Below are 19,444 nucleotides of genomic sequence, written 5' to 3'. Positions count from 1 at the left end.
ATTAAATTTTAAAACTTGGGTATTTACCTCTTTTTTTAATTGCTCTCAAGGAATTTCGATAGGCAAGAATATAGTAAATTTTGTTTGACCAGGCACGCTTTCTACTTGCAGTTCACCTTGGTGTTTTTCCAGAATTTTTTGAACTATATCTAATCCCAAACCACTGCCTTCCCCTGGAGGTTTAGTTGTGAAAAACGGCTCAAAAATTCTCGGCATAATCTCTGGGGGAATCCCTGGACCACTGTCGGTAATACTGACTGATATTATGTTTGCTTGGTGTTTGACATCAATTTTTAACACTCCTTTGTTGCCCATCGCTTGTAAAGCATTGTGAATCAAATTTGTCCAAACTTGATTGAGTTCATCAGGATAGCATAGCACAGAGGGCAAATTAGTACCATAGTTTCTGACTACTTCCACACCGTGTTTGATTTGGTAGTGGTAAAGCGTTAAAACAGTATCAATACCGTCGGTAATATTAGCGATTACTTTGGAACCAGACTGGTCGTAACGAGAGTAGCTTTTCAAAGCAAAAACTATTTTGGCTGCCCGATCTGTGGCAGTAGCAATATTTTTAGTGCTTTTTTGTACCGTAGCAAATTGGTAGGCCGTTTGTACAATGTTTCGACTTTGGCTGTCTTTTAACAAAGGTAAAAAAGGTTCTACATTATTGCCTATGCCGATATCTAATAAAGTACAGGCAAGACTGGCGGCGTCGTCAATTTTTTCTGATTCTAATTGCCGCTGCAAAAGTTTTTTTAACTGACGTTTTTCTTTACTAGATAATGTATCTGTTTCTTGGCTGGACTTGTGTAGCAAAGCAAAGAAATCCTGTCGCCGTTCCGGGGATAGCTGTTGAAAAAATATCGGCAACTGCTGCAATTGTTCCGTCCAGAAGTCGGCGATGTTCTGCACAGAAGAGCGAATCGCCCCTAAAGGAGAATTGATTTCATGAGCAACTCCGGCAATTAACTGTCCGAGGGCTGCCATTTTTTCTGATTGAATTAGTTCTTTCTGAGTCCGCTTCAGTTCTTCTAAGGTATGAGATAACTCTGCATTTTTTTGGCACAGCGCTGACTCGGCTATTTTGCGGGCGTTGATGTTGCGGGCAACCCAAATGACTGCATCTTTTGAGAAGAGAGAAATGCAGGCAGAAAACCAAATTTCGCGATCACAAACTGTTAAGCTATAGTCAAAATTAAGAGTTTGTTGTGTTTCTAACACTTGCTGAACTAACACCCACCAATCATCCGGGTTGTCGTCGTCAAAAAAATGTTCTATGGTCAAGCTGACTATATCACAATCAGGCTCAGAAGCCGCTGCCACATTCGTTGGCAAAACTTCTATGTTCCGCTGACTGTCTAGCACGAAAACGATGTCAGTCATGGCTTCAAAAACGGCGCGGACTTTCTTTTCTGAAAAGTGTAATTTTTCTTCGAGCAATTTTCTACCGCTAATTTGTTGCTGCAATTCTTCGTTACTGGCTGCTAGTTGAACCGTGCGGTCTAGAACTCGCTGTTCGAGTTCGGTGTTGAGGCGACGAACTTCAGCTTCAGCGGTGGTGCGGTCTTGTATTTCCTTTTTTAACTGACTGTTGGCATTAATTAATTCTAAAGTTCGTTGTTTGATTTGTTCTTCCAAACTATTATTTAAAATTCGCAACTTTTCCTCTACTTCTGTTCTCCGCAACGCTTCTTTTTGCAATTCTTCGTTCATTTTGTTCAACTCCTGAGTTTGGTCTGCAACTGTTTCCTGCAAAAGCTCGACATTTGCGTGCATTTCTACCGGATCTAAGGCCTGCAGCAGGCTAATTTCAGTCACAATTCCGGCTAAATATCCTTCCTCATCCACCACCACCAAGCGCCGGATGCGGTGCTGCTGCATTAACTGGTGAGCCTGCCACAAGGTGGCTTTTACCTGCAACTGTATTAGCGGAAAACTCATCGCGGCGGTGACGGGAGTGCCTGCAAAATCTAGTCCAGAAGCTTGGAATTTAACAATGTCGCGTTCTGTAATTATGCCCACAGGTTTCTGATTTTTGTTGTCGCTGTCACTGCAAATGACGATGCAGCTTTTCCGCTGGGTTCTCATCTGTTTTGCGACTTCTAAAACTGAGGCGCTGCTTGAGGTAACTATTAATTGTGTAGTCATAATTTCTTCAGCGCGCCACATTTTCAGCAAGTCTGCCGGCTTGAGGATTTCACGGATGCTTTCGCAGGTGATAGCGCCTAGCAAGTTGCCACCTTTGTCTAGGAGGGGTAAATGACGGATTCTTTTCGATCGCAATATGCTCAATACCTTGAAGATATTCCCCGCTTTATCGAGGGAAATGGCGATGGGGTTTTCAGTCATTACCTCAGAAATTGCCACCCCTGCTAGCGGTATTTCGCTAGCAGTTATTTTCACAACATCGCCCTCTGTAAAAATTCCGAGCAATTGCTGCTCAAACGCGATTAAAATGCAACTGGCACTCGCCTGAGTCATAGCAGCAACTGCGACTTTCAAGGGTGTGTCTGGAGGCAGCACCGGCGGTTTGGGGTCGATCGCCTGTTTTAGAAAGCTTTGGGTATCAGAAACTGTTGTTGACATGGGCAAATTAAGGAGGATAGATGCAGGCGGAACCGGCACTTAATACAATTTTAGATTTCCGATTTTACAGTCACAGCACGCTCACCGCAATCGAGACTTGACATCGGTCTAGAGTTGCATTTTTACTAGCGCATTGGTATGATTTTTAGTGCTAGTTCGCTAAACGGCGATCGGAATTTATAGCATACACGTCCTTTGGCCGATAACTGATGTTACTTCTATTTTACCCAAATGTTTTTTCACACTTTTTTTAACAATCTCCTTTTCCCCCCCGCTGCCTTAGTCGGCGGGTATTGTGGTAAAGAACGGCTCAAATATTCGTGGCAAAATTACCGGGTAATTCAGTTGCCACTGACGAACAGGCTTGGATTTTCTGCTCTCACCTCTAATTTAAAAACTCGGCAATTCTCTATAGCTTGTAAAGCATTGTGCCTCAGATTTATCGAAACTTGTTTTACTTCATCTGCACTAGACAACAATTTGGGCAGTTGAACTTGATAATTTCTGACAAGTTCTACTAAGTATTTTAGTTATTTTAATTAAAAGTTAGTATAGTTTTAATTGGTCAGTAATTTGGAAAATCACTTTGCTACTATCATACATTTATATCAAGAATTTTTTAATTAAAAATTACTTTTGTGGCTCTCTAGCAAATTTAGTTGGGAATATGTGGATAAATGGCAGAGAATATCTGCTTGAATCAGTCATTTAAGCAGCCTTTGATGAAATATGTGATTGCAGTGCAACTTTATGGATTGCTTCTGTTGAGCAAGCAGGTTACTATATTCAGCAATTTCGCGTTTTATTTCTGTAATTTCTTGCCATACAAAATAGGAATATTGCGATGTTTGGCACAATAACCGACAACTTCAAACTCAGTATTTTTGAGAGCACTTTAATAGCTTTCTCTGAACACTAGCCGGGTTTCCCTGACATGAAACTTGCTGTGAGCTATACAAGCTGCTACTAAATATAATATCTTGCCTCAGAGACTGTGGGCATTGAACCTCGATAACTGTAGCTACGTGTTGCAGTAAGTAGCAGCCCAGAAAATCACGGTGCCCGTAATTGTAAATAATAACCCTGCCTTTGCGCGCAAGCATTCAAAGCAGGGTTATTATGGAGTATTCCGAATTCTCAAGGGTGAAGCGAGGACGCTACTGCCGACTTCGGCTGCCCAGCAGTACACTACTCACCCAATCGAGTTATTTTAGCGCTGCGTTCGGCCAACATCAGCAGTACATAAATAGTCATTACATAGCCGGCGGCCAGAATGGGAATAATTAGAGGAATATCGCGATAAATCATAATTAGAACCAAAAGTCAAGGACGATGAGGAGCAGGACAAGTTCAAGACCTACTACATTAAGTCAGCACGCAAGACCATGCCTTGGTTCTGAAGGCTGTTTTTCCATATCAAGCCTGCGGGAACCTTTAGACGTTCCCGGTCATCAATAATGATTTACTGCTTTACAGATGCTTAAACAGCCTAAAGCCATCCACTTGAGCTGCTTTGAGCTACCGTGCACATAAGATGCGCTACTCTTAACTTCTGATAACTTTTAGCCGCGAGGAACTAAAAATCTGTACCAGAAATTTTGGCTGCGATCGACTAACAAGGCTGGCTCTACGAAACTTTTACAGGCACCTAAAAGCTACCTGCCAGTCTAGCTGTACTTAATGTATAGAATTGTTTAAATCCTTAATACCCATAATAACACAGGGTTTCTGGGATTTAGAGATTTTTTGGCAGTGTCCTTAACAATTCGATACAATAGGGGCAACCCCTCTGGCAGCAGGCTACTCACCTCTGGCAGGCGGGTGACTCCCATCGGGTGCCAGATGACAAATAACTGCCGATCGCCTAGATTTTTCTTTTCTATTGCAGAGAATTACCTTAAAATAAAGATATGATATGTAAAATTTTGTTACTTTACGGCTTGAGTCGGCGTATCCATGATCTCTAGCACTCTCCTATTTTCCTCGGTTGAAGAAGACCTGCGACTGTTGACAGAAAACTTAAAACAGTTAGTGGGTGCCCGTCATCCCATCTTGTACGCGGCTGCAGAATACTTATTCGGCACAAAGGGAAAACGAGTGAGACCCGCGATCGTTCTGTTGATGGCCAAGGCGACTATGCCCGATCGGGAAATCACGGAAAAACACCGCCGCCTCGCTGAAATCACGGAAATGATCCACACAGCTAGTCTCGTGCACGACGACGTGGTGGACGAGTCGGATCTGCGGCGGGGAGTGCCGACGGTTCACAGTCGGTTTAACAACCGAGTGGCAGTATTGGCAGGAGACTTTCTGTTTGCTCAATCTTCCTGGCATTTGGCAAATCTCGACAACCTGCCAGTAGTCAAACTGCTTTCAGAAGTGATTATGGATTTAGCTGAGGGGGAAATTCAACAGGGACTCAATGGATTTGACACCAGCTTGTCGATCGAAGCGTACCTCGAAAAAAGTTATTACAAAACAGCGTCTTTAATTGCCAACAGTTCAAAAGCAGCGGGCTGTTTGAGCGAGGTTTCAGCGGAAATAACAGACGATTTGTACAACTACGGTCGGAACATTGGTTTGGCATTCCAAATAGTAGATGATATATTAGATTTCACCGCTTCAACGGAAACTTTGGGGAAACCGGCCGGCTCGGATCTCAGAAGCGGTAATCTGACAGCACCCGCACTATTCGCCCTAGAAGAAAAACCTTACTTGGAAGTTCTCATAGAACGCGAATTTGCCCAAGAAGGAGATCTAGAGCAGGCCCTGGCACTGGTAGAAGATTCTAGAGGCATAGAGCGATCGCGAGAACTAGCCACAAATCACGCACAGAAAGCCGTCGAATATTTAGCTGCGCTGCCCCATTCAGAGTCCCGTCAAGCTTTGATTGATTTGGCTGAATACGTTTTGAGCAGACTTTATTAGAGGTTAAAAAGTTACACTTTATTGGTAATGGGGAATTCCCAATGCCTAATGCCCTGTTACCAATAAATAGAAAATTGAGTTGTTTAGGCAATATCCGGCGGTGGAGCCGATCGATACTGTTGCAAGTAAACGTTAATTAAACTCTGTACTTGCTCGCGAGGGATTTCCGTCCCGACTTCCTGGTTTCCGGGACTTTCAAAAAAAACAATGCTGTCAAGACCTTCCAGAGCTATCATCTGAAATAAAATGTGAGTAACAGGCAAAAGTACCGGTCTGAGGCGATCGCCCCCAGCAGCCGCAGCCTGCGACGCATCTTTAATACTGCTCCAAGCATAAATCACCCTCTTCTCCCGTCCCGGTTGCTTGAGATTGCTCAAAACCACGATCGCCCAACTTTGGTCTACCGCTTGCAGGATCGAGTATTCGAGGTGCTGTAGCTGTTGGGCAATTAACACCAGTGCCGGGGCGATCGCCTTTAAGATTTGTGGCGTCGAACCGTCGGGCGGAGCTTTTTCGATCAATGCTTGAATCTGTTGGTCTAAATCCATCAGTCAGTTCTTTGATATCTAAAATTAAAAATTTCAGGTTAGCAGGTCCGCATCCAAGTATATATTACGCAGCACTGCCCTATTAAAGATAAGCTGACACCCATCTAAATTTAAGATTTTGCAGCCTAGAGTCCTTGTAGCGAGCATTTGGGCAAAAAAAGTAAGTGCGTAATACCTTACACAAGGTCATCCAAAAAGTTTAACGGTAGGGTGCTGAGCGCTAGCGCTGTCCAGGTGTGTTAAATCTGAGCCCGATCAAAAGCCGAAAACGGTTATTTCACGTTCGGATTTTTCACACTTAAAGCTATAAAAACTGTTTGGGGGAGTTTGGTTTCAAAATAAAAACGCCCAAAGTTAGTAACCTCATGAGCGGGCTGGGTGCTGATGGCGCACCTTACCCCAGATGGCGGCTCAAAGGATTTGTTGGCCCTACTCCTATATATCTATTGTTCATATTTATAGGTGGTCGATCGTGCTTGACGCTATCCATACCTGCCGCTGCACCTCGGCCTCATCAGCTACACCCCTAATTTTTTCGTTGTTAACTGCCCCAGAGTCACCTTAAATGTAACGAAATATTACAAGATGACGCTAAAGCAGCATAGAGGCTTGACAGCAAAGAATTAAGCGGCTAATCTGATATACATACCCGGGTAAGTCAATTCACTGTCATATGCAAGAAAAGCAAAAAGTTACATTGTATCTTCCACCAGAACTGCATCGCCAGCTCAAAATCCGAGCCGCAGTCGAAACTGAACCGATGTCATCAATTGCAGAAAGGGCAATTGTCTTCTACCTAGGAAATCCCGAACTGGTTGACGAAGTAGAAGCCTCCTACGGACAAACCCATCGGGTATACAACTGTCCAGAATGCACGGGTTCAGTAGTAATGCGAGATGGAGAACTGGCATCCGTAACAAGTCAGCCGAGCGTATTGGCTGAACAGGATCTTCCAGTAAAGCAGGTGTCGGGCGTCGGCGCGAGCACGGCCAAACCGGGAGAGGAAGAATTGGTTCCCTGCTAAGAATGCCTTGCTTCCCCAAAAAGCTAAAACTGCAATTTTCAGTAAGAGGGCGAAGGGCAGCATTGAGATTCAGCAAAGATAGCACCGTCTCTAGTGGGTCGAGGACTATGCAAGAAGAGATCAGTATTCTAATCCAAGCTCAATATCCTCTGATCTACCTCGTGACATCCGAGGAAGAGCGGTGTGAGCAAGCAATTTCGACAATAGCTCAAGCAAAACCACAGCGACGAGTATTTATCTGGACTGTAACTCACGGCATTGTGGAGTATGGTCAACCCCGCACCACCACCCAACACAACACCGTCTCGCCAGAGGCAGCAATTGAATGGGTGATCAGGCAGCGAGAACCCAACAGTAACGCTAGCATCTACATTTTCAAAGATTTGCATCCTTTTATAGATTCTCCTCCGGTAACGAGGTGGTTGCGCGATGCGATCGCCAACTTCAAAGGAACGCAAAAGACAATTATACTGATGTCTCCTTTGCAGCAAATTCCGATCGAGCTAGAAAAGGAAGTAGTGGTATTAGACTTCGCGTTGCCAGACATGAAGGAACTAAACCAAGTATTGTCTGGTCAGTTGGAGCAAACGAAATCGCGACGCATTACCACAGAAGCGCGAGAAAAACTTTTAAAAGCAGCCTTGGGATTGACCAAGGACGAAGCTGAAAAAGTTTATCGTAAAGCCCAAGTTTCGACTGGGCGCCTCACAGAAGAAGAAGTAGACATAGTTCTTTCGGAGAAAAAGCAATTAATTCGGCGCAACGGCATTCTAGAGTTCATTGAAGAAGACGAAACCCTGGATGCAGTCGGCGGTTTAGAAGAGCTGAAGCGGTGGCTGAGACAGCGTTCCAACGCCTTTACAGAAAGGGCGAGAGAATACGGTCTGCCCCAACCAAAAGGGATGTTAATTCTCGGCGTACCGGGATGCGGAAAATCGCTGATTGCTAAGACGACCTCCCGCCTCTGGGGACTTCCCCTGCTGAGGCTAGATATGGGTAGAGTCTACGACGGCTCGATGGTGGGTCGATCGGAAGCAAACCTCCGCAATGCCCTCAAAACTGCAGAATCCATCTCTCCAGCCCTCCTCTTCATCGACGAACTAGACAAAGCCTTTGCAGGAGGCACTGGTTCGGCCGACTCAGACGGAGGTACCTCCAGCCGGATTTTCGGTTCATTCCTCACTTGGATGCAAGAAAAGACTTCCCCAGTCTTCGTAATGGCAACAGCCAACCGAATCGAGCGGTTGCCGGGAGAATTCTTGAGGAAAGGCCGATTCGACGAACTCTTCTTTGTTGATCTGCCTACCAAGGAAGAACGCCAAGATATATTTAAGATTCACCTGTCAAAGCGCCGTCGGGAAATTACTCGCTTCGATTTAGAGCAACTTTCCACTGTTTCCGAGGGCTTTTCAGGTGCAGAGATTGAGCAAGCGCTAGTAGCCGCAATGTACGAAGCCTTCGCTCAAGATCGAGAGTTTACGCAGCTAGACATCATCGCGGCCATTAAATCCACAATGCCACTGTCTAAAACAATGACCGAACAGGTCACCGCCCTGCGAGATTGGGCTAGACAGCGTGCACGGCCCGCTGCGTCTTCCGTCGCTGAATACCAGCGAATGGAATTCTAAAAGCTTTCTCCTGGTCCAAACAGGAGCAAAGGCTAGCAACAGCTAGCAGTTCGATTCAAGAGCCGCCCAGCGGCACCGTTAAATCCAGACCGTTGTTGTTTCTCTCTCAGTTTTATTAGGAGGAAATCCAATGTCTCACTTTAGCACTCTGCGTACCAAAATCACCGACGCCGAAATCCTGAAAGCTTCCCTGCGTGACTTGGGCATTTCAGTCAAGTCAGAAGCTGATGTTCGTGGCTATAATGGTCAGCGCGTTCGCTCCGACATCGTAGCGATTCTCGAAGGCGAATATGACCTCGGTTGGTCTCGCAATAGCGATGGTTCCTTTGACCTGATTGCGGACCTCTGGGGCGTCGCCAAAAAACACAATCAAACTGAGTTAATCAACTCCATCAACCAGAAGTACGCAGTTAACAAGACCTTGGCCGCAGTCAAGCAGCGCGGTTTGCAAAATGCCAACGTTAAGCTGGTAGTGCAAAACTAATTGATCTGCATGTTTCCAAGCTCGCGGGTTAACCAAAAAAACGGGTTAACCCGTTTTTCGATCGCTAGGATGTAGAGGGGGGTCTTTGGGCCGCCACATACTTTTCTAGCACCCCCAAGCAGCAGCTCTCCACGTGAAAGCTGCTGCTTTATGCTTTAATGGTCGGCTACTTAATGCTTCGGGCGATCGTTGATCGTTTGTTGATAAATTTCAAGTATTCGATCGACTTTGCGTTCCCAATCAAAATGCTGCCGAACTTGTTCTCTTCCCGCACAACCGATACTCTGCCACTATTCTGGTGAATGAGCCAGCTTGAGCATCGCATCTGTCAGTCCCAGGACAAATCCTTCTTTAGAAGTGGGTTCTACTAAAATACCGCAAGTGAAATTCAGATAATCTACCGGACCGCCTCAGTTCGTTGCGATGACTGGCAAGCCTACTGCCATTGCCTCCATCACCACTGCCCCGCCGCATTCCCGCAAACTGGGGAAAACCATTGCATCAGCTTCTTGCATTTTGAGAGCGCACTCCTTCTGAGACAGCCACCCACTAAATACAACGCTGCGGTCGATGCCTAAACGAGCTGTTTGAGCTTCAAGTTCCCCTCGGATGTGCCCATCACCGATGATTTCCAAGACTGCATCGGTTTGAGCGGCGACAGGCGCGAAGGTTTCCCGCAGCAAGTCTACAGCTTTCCAGTCGATCAGCCTGCCTAAAAAAATAAAATGAACCTACCCGGTCGCTGCTCTTGATAAGCTAGAGTCCGATCGCCACACCGAGAAATCCACGCCGTTTTCCACAAGTTCAATAATTTTACCCTGGACCCCAGATGCAAGTGCCTGCTTTGTGCGATCGTTTGCCCCTAACAGCGTCTCAGCTTTGATTTTACCGGGGAAAAGACAGACGATTGAAGAAATCGACGCACTGGTGACCGATCTTGATTAAAATATCAATGGTAGGATTTTGGCGCGATCGAAAAGCCAGAGGAAATTTAACCGACGTGTTCATCGGACCGATAACTACCGGCACTCCCAATTCGAACATCAACGAAGGAACTGTTGCCGAGACTGGCGTCGGTTCGTGTACAACATCAATCTGGTGTTCGCTCACCAGCCGCCGGACAATACGACGCTGTAGCAATTGGGTGTACAGGTGAGTGAGAAGCCCACAAGAAAAGTCATTCACTCTTTCAGAGATAAATCGCCCGCAATTGTTAAGCAGCCGGTGCAGCCAAGTGTCGGGTACAAAGTGCATCCGATCGCGCTCTTGTGGAAACAGCTCTGTGAGTTCTGCTGGAGTGCGGGCGTGCGCCACTAACCATGTCTCTATTTGGCGCGATCGAAGTATCCAAAAGTAGTTGAGCGGCGGCAATGACTCGCCGCCGAATTTAGTTGAGGCGTTCTGAGCACCAATTAAAATTCGCATAACTTGTATGGGACTCAACTACATTTATGTACTCTGGGATTAAATTTCTTCTTTGGAATCACTAAGACGGGTTATTTATTCCAAGTTTTTCCAAGCACTGAGCTAAAGTTTCTGCACTGCGACCGTGGCTAAATTTGGCCATGATTTTTTTCCGGGATTGCTGACTGATGCTCAAAGCAAGTTCTGGATTTTGGAGGAGATTGGCGATCGCATCTGCCATTTCTTCGGGTTTTTCTGATTGGACTAATACAGCATCCACGCCGTCATCTACTAGCTCAGAAGTTCCGCCTACATTAGTAACTACCGCCGGAACCTCCATCGCCATTGCTTCCATCACAGCAACCGGAACTCCTTCATTCAAACTTGCCAAAGCGAAAACGTGAGCTGCTTCTAGACCTTGGCGAATTGCCTGTTCCGAAACAGCCCCAAGTAGCTCAACGCATTCGGACATCGATTTATCTTCAATTATTTTTTGTAGGTCTTGGTGATATCCGCTGCCCCCTTGTTCATCCTCGCCTGCAATTTGCAGCCTCACGTCAAATCCCCGATTTCGCAGCAATTCTACCGCCTCAACCAAGTATTTGTGACCTTTCACCGGGTTGAGGCGACCGCAAGCAAAAATCTTGCACGGACTTCCTTCTTGCCAAGGCGTGTAAGGGCTGCTGCGTTTAATTTCTATAAAATTAACTCCCATTGGAGCAACAGCTAATTGTTTGGGAAGAAAGTTGGCTAATTTATTTTTGACATCATTGAGAAGCAGTTGAGATATGACGATCACAAAAGCAGCATTTTTCCATTTTTGTTCCTGATTTGACCCGTACACTTCTAGAGTAGGCCCGTGAAGAGTCATACTGTAAGTAGAGCCTGTAAGAATTGAGTTAAATAAGGCTATATTGGCGGCATTGGCACAGGAATGAACGTGGATGTGAGACCAACCTTTTGTTTTTGTTAATCCTGCTAGTTTGCCAGCCACAAAAATCCATGCCAAGAGTCGCACCTTTTCAGATAAGGATGTGTCACTCGCTTTGGCAATAACTGCGAGGCATTGCCACCATGCAGCGGGACCAGCTTTGAGAATCTCTAGGAATGAGTTAATAAAATCTTTCGCAGCAAAGGGAAATAGATAAACAGTATTTTTTTGAGCTTCTTCTGCCCATACGTGAGAAGCGATCGCCCTGGGAGGCGGTTGAGTTGATACTAAATCTGTTTCAATTCCAAGATCTGCAAGAAATTGTCGCTCCCGCCACAAAAAGATGTGTGTTTGGCCTGGAAATTGTGGAATAAAGTATCCAATTTTTGCCTTCATTTCGTACCTGCTTTCTAATTTTTAACTAAACAATATCGCTCTACTATGTCGATGCACTAACACTTTTCTCAGCGAGCATTTTTTCGTAAATCTCGACGATTTTTACGGCTTTGTTTTCCCAAGCAAATTCTCTGGCTTTTTCGATCGCCTTAGCTGACATACGTTCCCGCAGACGATCATCTTCGACCAACAGCTTAATTTTACTTGTCAACTCCTGGGTGAGATACTCTCTAGAAATCGGCTCTATCTTAAAACCAGTTTCTTCATTCACGTATTCACCAATACCGCCATTATTGGCAACGATGCAGGGAAGCCCACAAGCCATAGCTTCCATTACCACTGCGCCGCCGAACTCTCGGATCGAAGGGAAGCAAAAAATATCTGCTTTCCTGTAATAATCCAGAGTTTCTTGTTGATTTACCCATCCCGCAAAGCTGATTATTTCCCCTAAATTAAGTTCCTTCACTCTGTTTTCCAAGTTATTTCTTTCTGAACCCTCTCCTACTATGGTTAAGCGTATTTTACTTTGAATTGCCTGCTCTAATTTCCCAATAGACTCAATGACAATATCGGCGCATTTGTAAGGAACTAATCGACCCACAAAAAGCAAATTTATCTGGCTGACATCTTTATCAAGGATATTTGTCGGATTTAAAAATTTCTCCGAAATGCCATTTTCGTAGAACAAAGCAATTCTTTGATCGGGGATTGCAAACAAATCCTTGAGCATATTTAAAGTATAGGTTGAACCTGCTAAGATTTTGTCTGCTTTTTTGTAAGTTTCTACATAACCTGGAATTAATGCTCGACCAACTGCTCTCAAAAAGTTGAATTGAGCAAATTCTTGTCTGGCAGTTTCTTGAAAACCTGGTGGAAAGGGAATGCCCCCATTCACAGGTCCTAGAATAAAAGGAGTCTGCTGGCACACACTGACTACCTTAAACGGATACCGCGGCATCATCGGGGTAATTGCATGAACTATGTCATAATCTCCGTTGAGGATTTTTCCTTTAAATTTTTGATATACTTGTTGATTAAATTCTTCATAAATGGGGTAGCTCAATGCATTATAAAGAGGCCAATTTACGCGCCCGTTTGCGGTAATTTTTTCAACTATCTTATAATATTGTTTGGTTAACTTTCCTTCCTCAAGGTAGAATATTTTTTCGTATTCTGGATGTTTGTCAAGAGCTGGTTTATTTCTAATATGGGTAACGAGTGTTGCATCAACTAAATTGTTTATTTGTTGAAAAAAGTTGTAGCCCACCAAAGGTACTGATGCCCAGTCAGGATTGCACTGCTCTACAATTAGTAAAACTTTTAATTTTTGATCGCTCATTTGTTTACTACTCAGGGGTGAACTTTCTGGGATGTTAGCTGTAATTCTAGCTGGCTGAATTAATAGACTGGGTGGTTTTGTATTCGATTAGCTTGCTCTGCTGCCCCAGCAATCGGCGCTGGTGAAACTGGATTTGACCTTGTAGCTGGGGAAATTTGGCTAATACACATGACAAAGCGTAGATGGCTGCTTCTTTAGTTGTGAGGTACCGATGCTTTATATAATAGTTATAGGTGCGATAGGTTGCTAAGGGGTAGCCACTCAATAGTAACAAGCTCCAGCCTTTTGTCGGCCATGTCATTGCCAAGGCTAGGGCTGGCAAGACTAAGCCCCAAAACCATGTGCTGCGCGTTTCTTTGACCCAATGGCGCTCTGGTTCGCTGCCGTGCATCCAGGATCCTTCGGCATAGGCGTGACCCGCTCTTTGAGCCCGCTTCCACCACTGACCGAAATTGGTCATTTGCGCGTCGTGCAGGGTCATTTCTGCGTCTAAGCGAAGGATTTTCCAACCTTTTTGGCGAAGCCGCAAGCACAGTTCGGGTTCTTCGCCGGCTATTAGTGCGGGATTGAAACCTTCGACTTGCTCAAATGCTGCTGCGCGCATCATGGAGTCGCCACCGCAGGCTTTGGTTTCGCCGATGGGCGTATCCCACTCGATGTCGCACAATTTGTTGTAGATGGTTGCTTCGGGGTATCGTTCACGCCTGCGCCCGCAGACTGCTGCTACGTCTGGTTTGGCTACGAGTTCGCTGTAGGCTCGATCGATCCATCCGTCAACTACTTCGCAGTCACCGTCCACAAATTGGACAAATTCGATGTCTGGCCCTAGTTCCAGCAAGCGGGCAAAGCCTTCGTTTCTGGCACGTGCTGCGGTAAACGGTATAGATAATTCTAGTTCTACTGTATCGGCTCCGATCGATCGGGCTAACTCTAGGCTACCGTCTGTTGAGCCGGAATCGACATAGACGACGCGGGCAACTTTGTCTGTGGCGGAGACTAGGCATTGGCGGAGGCGCTGCCCTTCATTTCGTCCGATCGCCACTAATCCAATTTGTTTCAACCTTTACCTCTTGAATTCGACTCGCGAGTTGCTATTTTAATATTTTAGTGACACTCAAGGTAAGTTTACAATATCTTTATATTGTTAACTTACCTTAATCTGCGGTTTTTGGTGTTAAACTGTCTCTAACCTATTCTGTATTAAGAGCCAGACAGATCATGTTGAGTAGAGCTTAGTTAACAATGCTAAATTTAAGTTCTTTCTTCGCACTTTACTGTACGAACCTGGGAGCCAGCCATACATTTTTTTCACTCTGCGAACAGTGGAACTACCCTGACTTTAAAGTCCGCATGATTGTTCCGAATTGCGATCCCTCATGTCGCAGACCGAATCTTGTTGAAGCTGTACCCAGATACTTCAAATGGCTATATTACCGCAGCGCTGACAGACCTAGAAATTGTACAGAAAAGCTTTTCCTCAGAGATGTAAAGGATTTTGATGCAATTTACTTGTGGCCTAACACTTCGATCGAAACCTTTAGGAAAGTTAAACAGGAGAGCACACCCATTCTTTTGGAGCGGATCAACTGCTATACAAAGCCGGCTAAATTTATTATTGATGATGCTTACCATCGCTTGGGAATCGATCCCCAACACCAAATTACTGCCGATACCATTCATGAAGAGGATGAACAAATTAGTTTGGCTGATTTCATCTTTTGTCCGAGTCCCGAGGTGAAAAAATCTTTTATGGGAGCGGGGGTTCCCGAACATAAACTGATCCTTACCAGTTACGGGTGGTCTCCCAAGCGCTTCCCGCCTTTTGTGAGCGACAAGCCACTATCAGAAACGATTACTGTTATCTTTGCGGGCAGCGTTTGCGTCAGAAAAGGAGCTCATTTACTGTTGCGGGCTTGGGATAAAGCAGGAATTAAAGGCAGACTACTGCTTTGCGGAAGTATGGAGCCAGCAATTGCTGAAACTTGCAGCAGCATTTTAGCACGCTCAGATGTAATTCATAGGGATTACACTAGCGATATTGCCCTTGCTTATCGCGAAGCTGACTTTTTTGCCTTTCCCAGTTTGGAAGAAGGCAGCCCGCTGGTTACTTATGAAGCGATGGCTAACGGTTTGCCAGTTTTAACTTCACCTATGGGAGCGGGTGGGGTTGTCCGAGATGGCAAAGATGGCATAATTGTTTCGCCCTATGATGAAGAAGCGCTAGTGACAGGCTTGCAACAGTTAGCTGGTTGTGCCGATTTGCGGCTTCGGATGAGTAAATCTGCCCGCGAGCGGGCACAGGAATTTACGTGGGAAAAAGTGGCACGGCGGCGAGCTGAGTTGGTACTCGAAAGATTGAAACCAGCTTGAAAAGTGAGGGAGAAAACTTGAGCTTTTGGACGCTCCCGCAACTGAAAGCCACGGGTTTTTTATTTAATTTTAAATCCAAAATCCTAGCTGTTCGCAACTAATCCAATTTCTTTCAAGTTTTACCTCTTGAAAGGGACTACTGAGTAGTTCGTTTTATATTTTAATAAAACTCCAGCTAATTTCATAATTTTTCTGCGACTTCTAGAAATTATTTTTCAGACTTCCTGGGGTTTTTTTTCGATGATTTTTGCGGGAATTCCCACTGCGGTTGCACCCGGTGGCACATCACAAATCACCACAGCATTAGCACCAATCAAAGCATGATCGCCGATCGTTACGGAGCGAATAATTTTAGCTCCTGCACCAATATCGACATGACCACCGATTTTGACATCAGCAACAATTGTCACCTGCTGAAGAATCAGACAGTTAGGACCAATGGAAGCACTGGGATGAATGACCACGCCATTAGGATGAGTCAGCAGCAGTCCTCCTTGTATTTGGCAGTTCAAAGGGATGTCTGTTGCAGTGACAACGCTCCAAAATCGATGCTGGATCACGTTCCAACGGCCTAAAATATCTCCTCCAATTCCACCCTGATGCTGCCACTTTTGATAGTTGCGGATAGATTTAAGCAGTTGGCGACTCGGTTCCCACCACTTGCTAAGTTTTTCGCGGCTCCAGTCTGGTTCTGTAGCAGAAATGATTGACTTAGTGATTGACTCAACCATTGTTTGTGCATTTTTTTGATGATGTTGACAATTGTGCCTGTTTGGGCAGTTTACCTTAAGAAGAATCTCTAACTTGACTAGGGAGATTTATTTAGTCTCCGCAGAGTTATAGCAGAAGCCATAAGGAAGAAAATGATTTAAGCGTTGTTTTCAGGAGGCCGAGATTTGATAATTTTGGCAGGGATACCAACGGCAGTTTGACCGGCTGGAATATCTGATAAAACTACAGCATTGGCCCCAATATTTACGTCGTCTCCTAGGTTGACCTTGCCGAGGATTTTTGCACCAGCGCCGACGTTAACCCGATCGCCCAATTGAGGGGATTCCAGCGGTTTGTCCAAATATCGGTTTCCCAAAGTTACACCTTGGCGGATAATGCAGTCGTCGCCGATCGTACAATATCCGTGAATAATAATAGCGTTTTGATGTTCAATCACCACCCGACGACCGAGCTTCACAGTGTAAGGCAAGTCTATCCCGTAACTATTGCGAACTTTTCGGTAGAGCGATCGATAAAGAATGCTCAAAGGTGCTCGAAGTAATTTCGGTTCTATTTGCATTCTCCAGACGCCAAAACGCTGCACTGCTACGGCGCGAAATCCCGGTTTTGTCCAATCTCGACCATGAGCAATCCAGTCTTCTTTAATTTGCTGCCACAGTCCCAGGCCTGGGTCTTCTACTTGATTTTCACTGGTGATTAAGTTTTGCTCAGTTACCATAAGCTCTAATTGACACTATTGCTTGTTTACTCTATTGCTAGATGCCGACGATATTAATGGGTCTATCAGGTTTTTGAGGAAGGAGCAATCCGGTTTTGTTGATCGATAATACTAATTTCTCGGCTGCATCATAAAATATTTTGCTTGCCTAGGTCAACCGGGTATAGTTGGCTTTGACCGATTTACCAACTCCCTTTAAAAGTTTTTGGATTTTTCAATCTTACCCCCCTTAAAAAATACACTATTTAATACAAAGTCCCTCAGTAATTGTGGTGGATCGCCATCGGGTTTGCCTTGAAGTACGCGGCGCACCCTCCAGGCTGCAAAACCAGAAGCCCAGGATACATCAGTTAATGCTGTGTAAACCAAGCCGTAGTTTTTGATAAAGTACCTACGCCGTGAATCAAACCAATAGGTAGGCAGCCTCTTGGCGGGCTTTTTGGTGTCAGTGACGCCTGAGCTTTGCCCGACTAAGTGGACAACGCGACTTTCGGGTACGTACCAGCAACTCCAGCCAGCTTTGTTCGCTTGCAGGCAAAAGTCCATTTCTTCGCAGTACATGAAATAAGCTTCATCCATCAAGCCAATCTTTTCAAATACTTCGCGACGGACGATCATGCTGGCTCCAGCTACCCAATCAGTTTGACAGGTTTCTTGGGAAATGGGAGGCGCTGCGACCCAGTTGGCTAATAACTTAGATATAAAGCCTGTCCGCCAACCAAAATCGAGTTCGGTCAAGATGTTGTGAAACCGAAAAGCTGACTCCTGGGGCGTGCCGTCGGGGTCTTCCAAGCGGCTGCCGGCGATGCCGGCTTCCGGATGAGTGTCCATGAAATCGACGAGGGCTTTTAAGGCACCGGGGCGAACTATGGTGTCTGGGTTGAGCAGCAGGAAGTAAGGGGGGGGATTGGTGGATTGGAGGGCGGGACGGATCAGGGCGTTGTTGCCGAAGGCAAATCCGCCGTTGCGGTCTAGGGGAACGAAGGATGCCCATTCATTCCAGCCTTCTGAGGCGATCGCACTACTAATTTCTTCGACTGAGCGATCGCCTGAAGCATTGTCGCCAACTACAACTCGCATACCAGGCAGCGATTGAACTTCGCTAACTAGAGAGCGCAAGCAGTCAATTGTCAAACTAGAGGTTCGGTAGTTAACAATGACAACCAGCAGTGGATAGGGGTGATTGGACTCGCTGGCCTTCGACATAAGTACCGTTGTTTGTTTAACAACTTTTTAGCTCAAGTTGTACCGATCTGGCAAGCTGGAGCGAGCGCTAATAGTATTTTTATTTGTTTGGGTGAGGGAGACTGTTTTTTCGGCCATATTTCGGAAATCTGGCCACTCTCGATCAAAGTCGATACTGCCTGTAGGCTTGACTGGCGGCTCGGTGCAGCAGTGAATGTCGGTAAACTAACCCCTTAGCGTCATCGGAATAGCCCCCGCCAATCACGCAGGCAACGGGATAGCCACCAGCCAAACACGCCATCAAAACTTGCATTTCCCGGCGAAATAAGCCCGTATCAGTTAAAGCTAATTTTCCCAGTTTGTCGCCCTGATGAGGGTCTACTCCAGCATCGTACAAAACTAAATCAGGCTTGACACTTGACAGCAAATCTGGTAAAAATTTATCCAATGTTTGTAAATATTCGTCGTCCTCCATACCGACAGGCAAAGGTACATCTAAATCGCCCTTTTGTTTAGTGCCGGGAAAATTGACTTCGCAGTGCATCGAGAAAGTAAAAACGCTACTGTCATCTTGGAATATTACCGCGGTTCCGTCTCCTTGGTGGACATCTAAATCGACAATTAAAACTTTGCGAACTAAACCATTTTTTTGTAAGACGCGAGAGGCGATCGCCAAATCATTAAAAATACAAAAACCCGACCCAAAAGCAGGGAAGGCGTGATGAGTTCCGCCCGCAGTATTGCAAGCCAAACCGTAGTCTAAAGCGAGCTTGGCAGTTAGTACAGTTCCTGCAACCGCAGTGCAAGTGCGATTAGCAAGGGCGCTACTCCAAGGCAGACCAATTCGCCTAGTCGCTTTGTTATCGAGCGTCCCGTTGCAGTAAGCTTGAACATAGGAGTGGTCGTGGACTAATTCAATCCATTCTTGAGGGGGAAGTTCGGGAGCGTGAAATTGCGATTCATCTGCTACCCCGTCCGCGAGCAGCATCTGGTAAAGCATCCGAAACTTTGCCATCGGGAAGCGGTGATTCGGTGGCAGAGGTGCAATGTAATCTTCGTGGTAAATAATTGGTAAGTCCATTAAAATTATTGTAATTGCTCAACCCCCTTGACAAGAAGAGGAGATAGACATTAGATAAAGGAATGGAAAAACTCCCCGACTTAAAGC

General features: G+C 45.5%; 16 protein-coding genes. 5 read left to right on the top strand and 11 right to left on the bottom strand.

What is annotated here, in order from left to right; translation table 11 throughout:
- Positions 1-45: 45 nt before the first annotated feature.
- On the bottom strand, positions 46-2,589 hold the full coding sequence (locus QUA38_RS05875; RefSeq protein ID WP_333160029.1) for a CBS domain-containing protein: 2,544 nt from the start codon (positions 2,587-2,589) through the stop codon (positions 46-48).
- Between the two features lie 1,956 nt (positions 2,590-4,545).
- Between QUA38_RS05875 and sds the strand changes: the two genes are divergently transcribed.
- The gene (sds, locus tag QUA38_RS05870) at positions 4,546-5,517 is read left to right on the top strand and encodes a solanesyl diphosphate synthase (protein WP_333160027.1); all 972 of its coding nucleotides are present in this window, start codon (positions 4,546-4,548) and stop codon (positions 5,515-5,517) included.
- Between the two features lie 83 nt (positions 5,518-5,600).
- Here sds and QUA38_RS05865 read toward each other — a convergent pair whose 3' ends face one another.
- On the bottom strand, positions 5,601-6,065 hold the full coding sequence (locus QUA38_RS05865; protein WP_333160025.1) for a hypothetical protein: 465 nt from the start codon (positions 6,063-6,065) through the stop codon (positions 5,601-5,603).
- A gap of 673 nt (positions 6,066-6,738) precedes the next feature.
- Here QUA38_RS05865 and QUA38_RS05860 point away from each other — a divergent pair.
- The 3 genes from QUA38_RS05860 (at position 6,739) to QUA38_RS05850 (ending at position 9,201) form a co-directional block, all read left to right on the top strand.
- Positions 6,739-7,089 (top strand): hypothetical protein, encoded by a 351-nt coding sequence (locus QUA38_RS05860; RefSeq protein ID WP_333160023.1) that lies wholly within the window; start codon positions 6,739-6,741, stop codon positions 7,087-7,089.
- Between the two features lie 107 nt (positions 7,090-7,196).
- On the top strand, positions 7,197-8,717 hold the full coding sequence (gene ycf46 / locus QUA38_RS05855) for a stress-responsive protein Ycf46 (RefSeq protein WP_333154480.1): 1,521 nt from the start codon (positions 7,197-7,199) through the stop codon (positions 8,715-8,717).
- Between the two features lie 130 nt (positions 8,718-8,847).
- Complete coding sequence (locus tag QUA38_RS05850) at positions 8,848-9,201, top strand: DUF1257 domain-containing protein (protein WP_006635781.1); 354 nt, start codon at positions 8,848-8,850, stop codon at positions 9,199-9,201.
- Between the two features lie 410 nt (positions 9,202-9,611).
- Here QUA38_RS05850 and QUA38_RS05845 read toward each other — a convergent pair whose 3' ends face one another.
- The 5 genes from QUA38_RS05845 to QUA38_RS05825 form a co-directional block, all read right to left on the bottom strand.
- Positions 9,612-9,884 carry a glycosyltransferase gene (locus QUA38_RS05845; protein WP_333160021.1) on the bottom strand — a complete coding sequence of 91 codons (273 nt, stop codon included), beginning with the start codon at positions 9,882-9,884 and terminating at the stop codon, positions 9,612-9,614.
- A gap of 202 nt (positions 9,885-10,086) precedes the next feature.
- Positions 10,087-10,626 carry a hypothetical protein gene (locus QUA38_RS05840; protein ID WP_333160019.1) on the bottom strand — a complete coding sequence of 180 codons (540 nt, stop codon included), beginning with the start codon at positions 10,624-10,626 and terminating at the stop codon, positions 10,087-10,089.
- Positions 10,627-10,687: 61 nt separating this feature from the next.
- Positions 10,688-11,932 carry an exopolysaccharide biosynthesis GT4 family glycosyltransferase EpsE gene (gene epsE / locus QUA38_RS05835; RefSeq protein ID WP_333160017.1) on the bottom strand — a complete coding sequence of 415 codons (1,245 nt, stop codon included), beginning with the start codon at positions 11,930-11,932 and terminating at the stop codon, positions 10,688-10,690.
- Positions 11,933-11,975: 43 nt separating this feature from the next.
- A complete protein-coding gene (locus tag QUA38_RS05830; protein ID WP_333160015.1) occupies positions 11,976-13,271 on the bottom strand; it encodes a glycosyltransferase family 4 protein in 1,296 nt (431 codons plus the stop codon).
- Positions 13,272-13,317: 46 nt separating this feature from the next.
- Positions 13,318-14,331: a glycosyltransferase gene (locus QUA38_RS05825; RefSeq protein ID WP_333160013.1), complete on the bottom strand. Its 1,014-nt coding sequence runs from the start codon at positions 14,329-14,331 to the stop codon at positions 13,318-13,320.
- A gap of 182 nt (positions 14,332-14,513) precedes the next feature.
- Here QUA38_RS05825 and QUA38_RS05820 point away from each other — a divergent pair, with 182 nt between their 5' ends.
- On the top strand, positions 14,514-15,641 hold the full coding sequence (locus tag QUA38_RS05820) for a glycosyltransferase family 4 protein (protein WP_333160011.1): 1,128 nt from the start codon (positions 14,514-14,516) through the stop codon (positions 15,639-15,641).
- A 215-nt stretch (positions 15,642-15,856) separates the two neighbouring features.
- Here the strand turns inward: QUA38_RS05820 and QUA38_RS05815 are convergent, their stop codons facing one another.
- The 4 genes from QUA38_RS05815 to QUA38_RS05800 form a co-directional block, all read right to left on the bottom strand.
- On the bottom strand, positions 15,857-16,372 hold the full coding sequence (locus tag QUA38_RS05815; protein ID WP_333160010.1) for a serine acetyltransferase: 516 nt from the start codon (positions 16,370-16,372) through the stop codon (positions 15,857-15,859).
- A gap of 137 nt (positions 16,373-16,509) precedes the next feature.
- On the bottom strand, positions 16,510-17,091 hold the full coding sequence (locus QUA38_RS05810; protein ID WP_333160008.1) for a serine acetyltransferase: 582 nt from the start codon (positions 17,089-17,091) through the stop codon (positions 16,510-16,512).
- Positions 17,092-17,286: 195 nt separating this feature from the next.
- A complete protein-coding gene (locus QUA38_RS05805) occupies positions 17,287-18,297 on the bottom strand; it encodes a glycosyltransferase family 2 protein (RefSeq protein ID WP_333160006.1) in 1,011 nt (336 codons plus the stop codon).
- A 142-nt stretch (positions 18,298-18,439) separates the two neighbouring features.
- Positions 18,440-19,357 carry a histone deacetylase gene (locus QUA38_RS05800; RefSeq protein WP_333160004.1) on the bottom strand — a complete coding sequence of 306 codons (918 nt, stop codon included), beginning with the start codon at positions 19,355-19,357 and terminating at the stop codon, positions 18,440-18,442.
- Positions 19,358-19,444: the final 87 nt, after the last annotated feature.

This window comes from Microcoleus sp. Pol12B4, from assembly GCF_036701385.1.
GTDB lineage: Bacteria > Cyanobacteriota > Cyanobacteriia > Cyanobacteriales > Microcoleaceae > Microcoleus.
The sequence above is the reverse complement of the archived record's forward strand: the minus strand, read 5'-3'. Positions and strand labels throughout refer to the sequence as shown.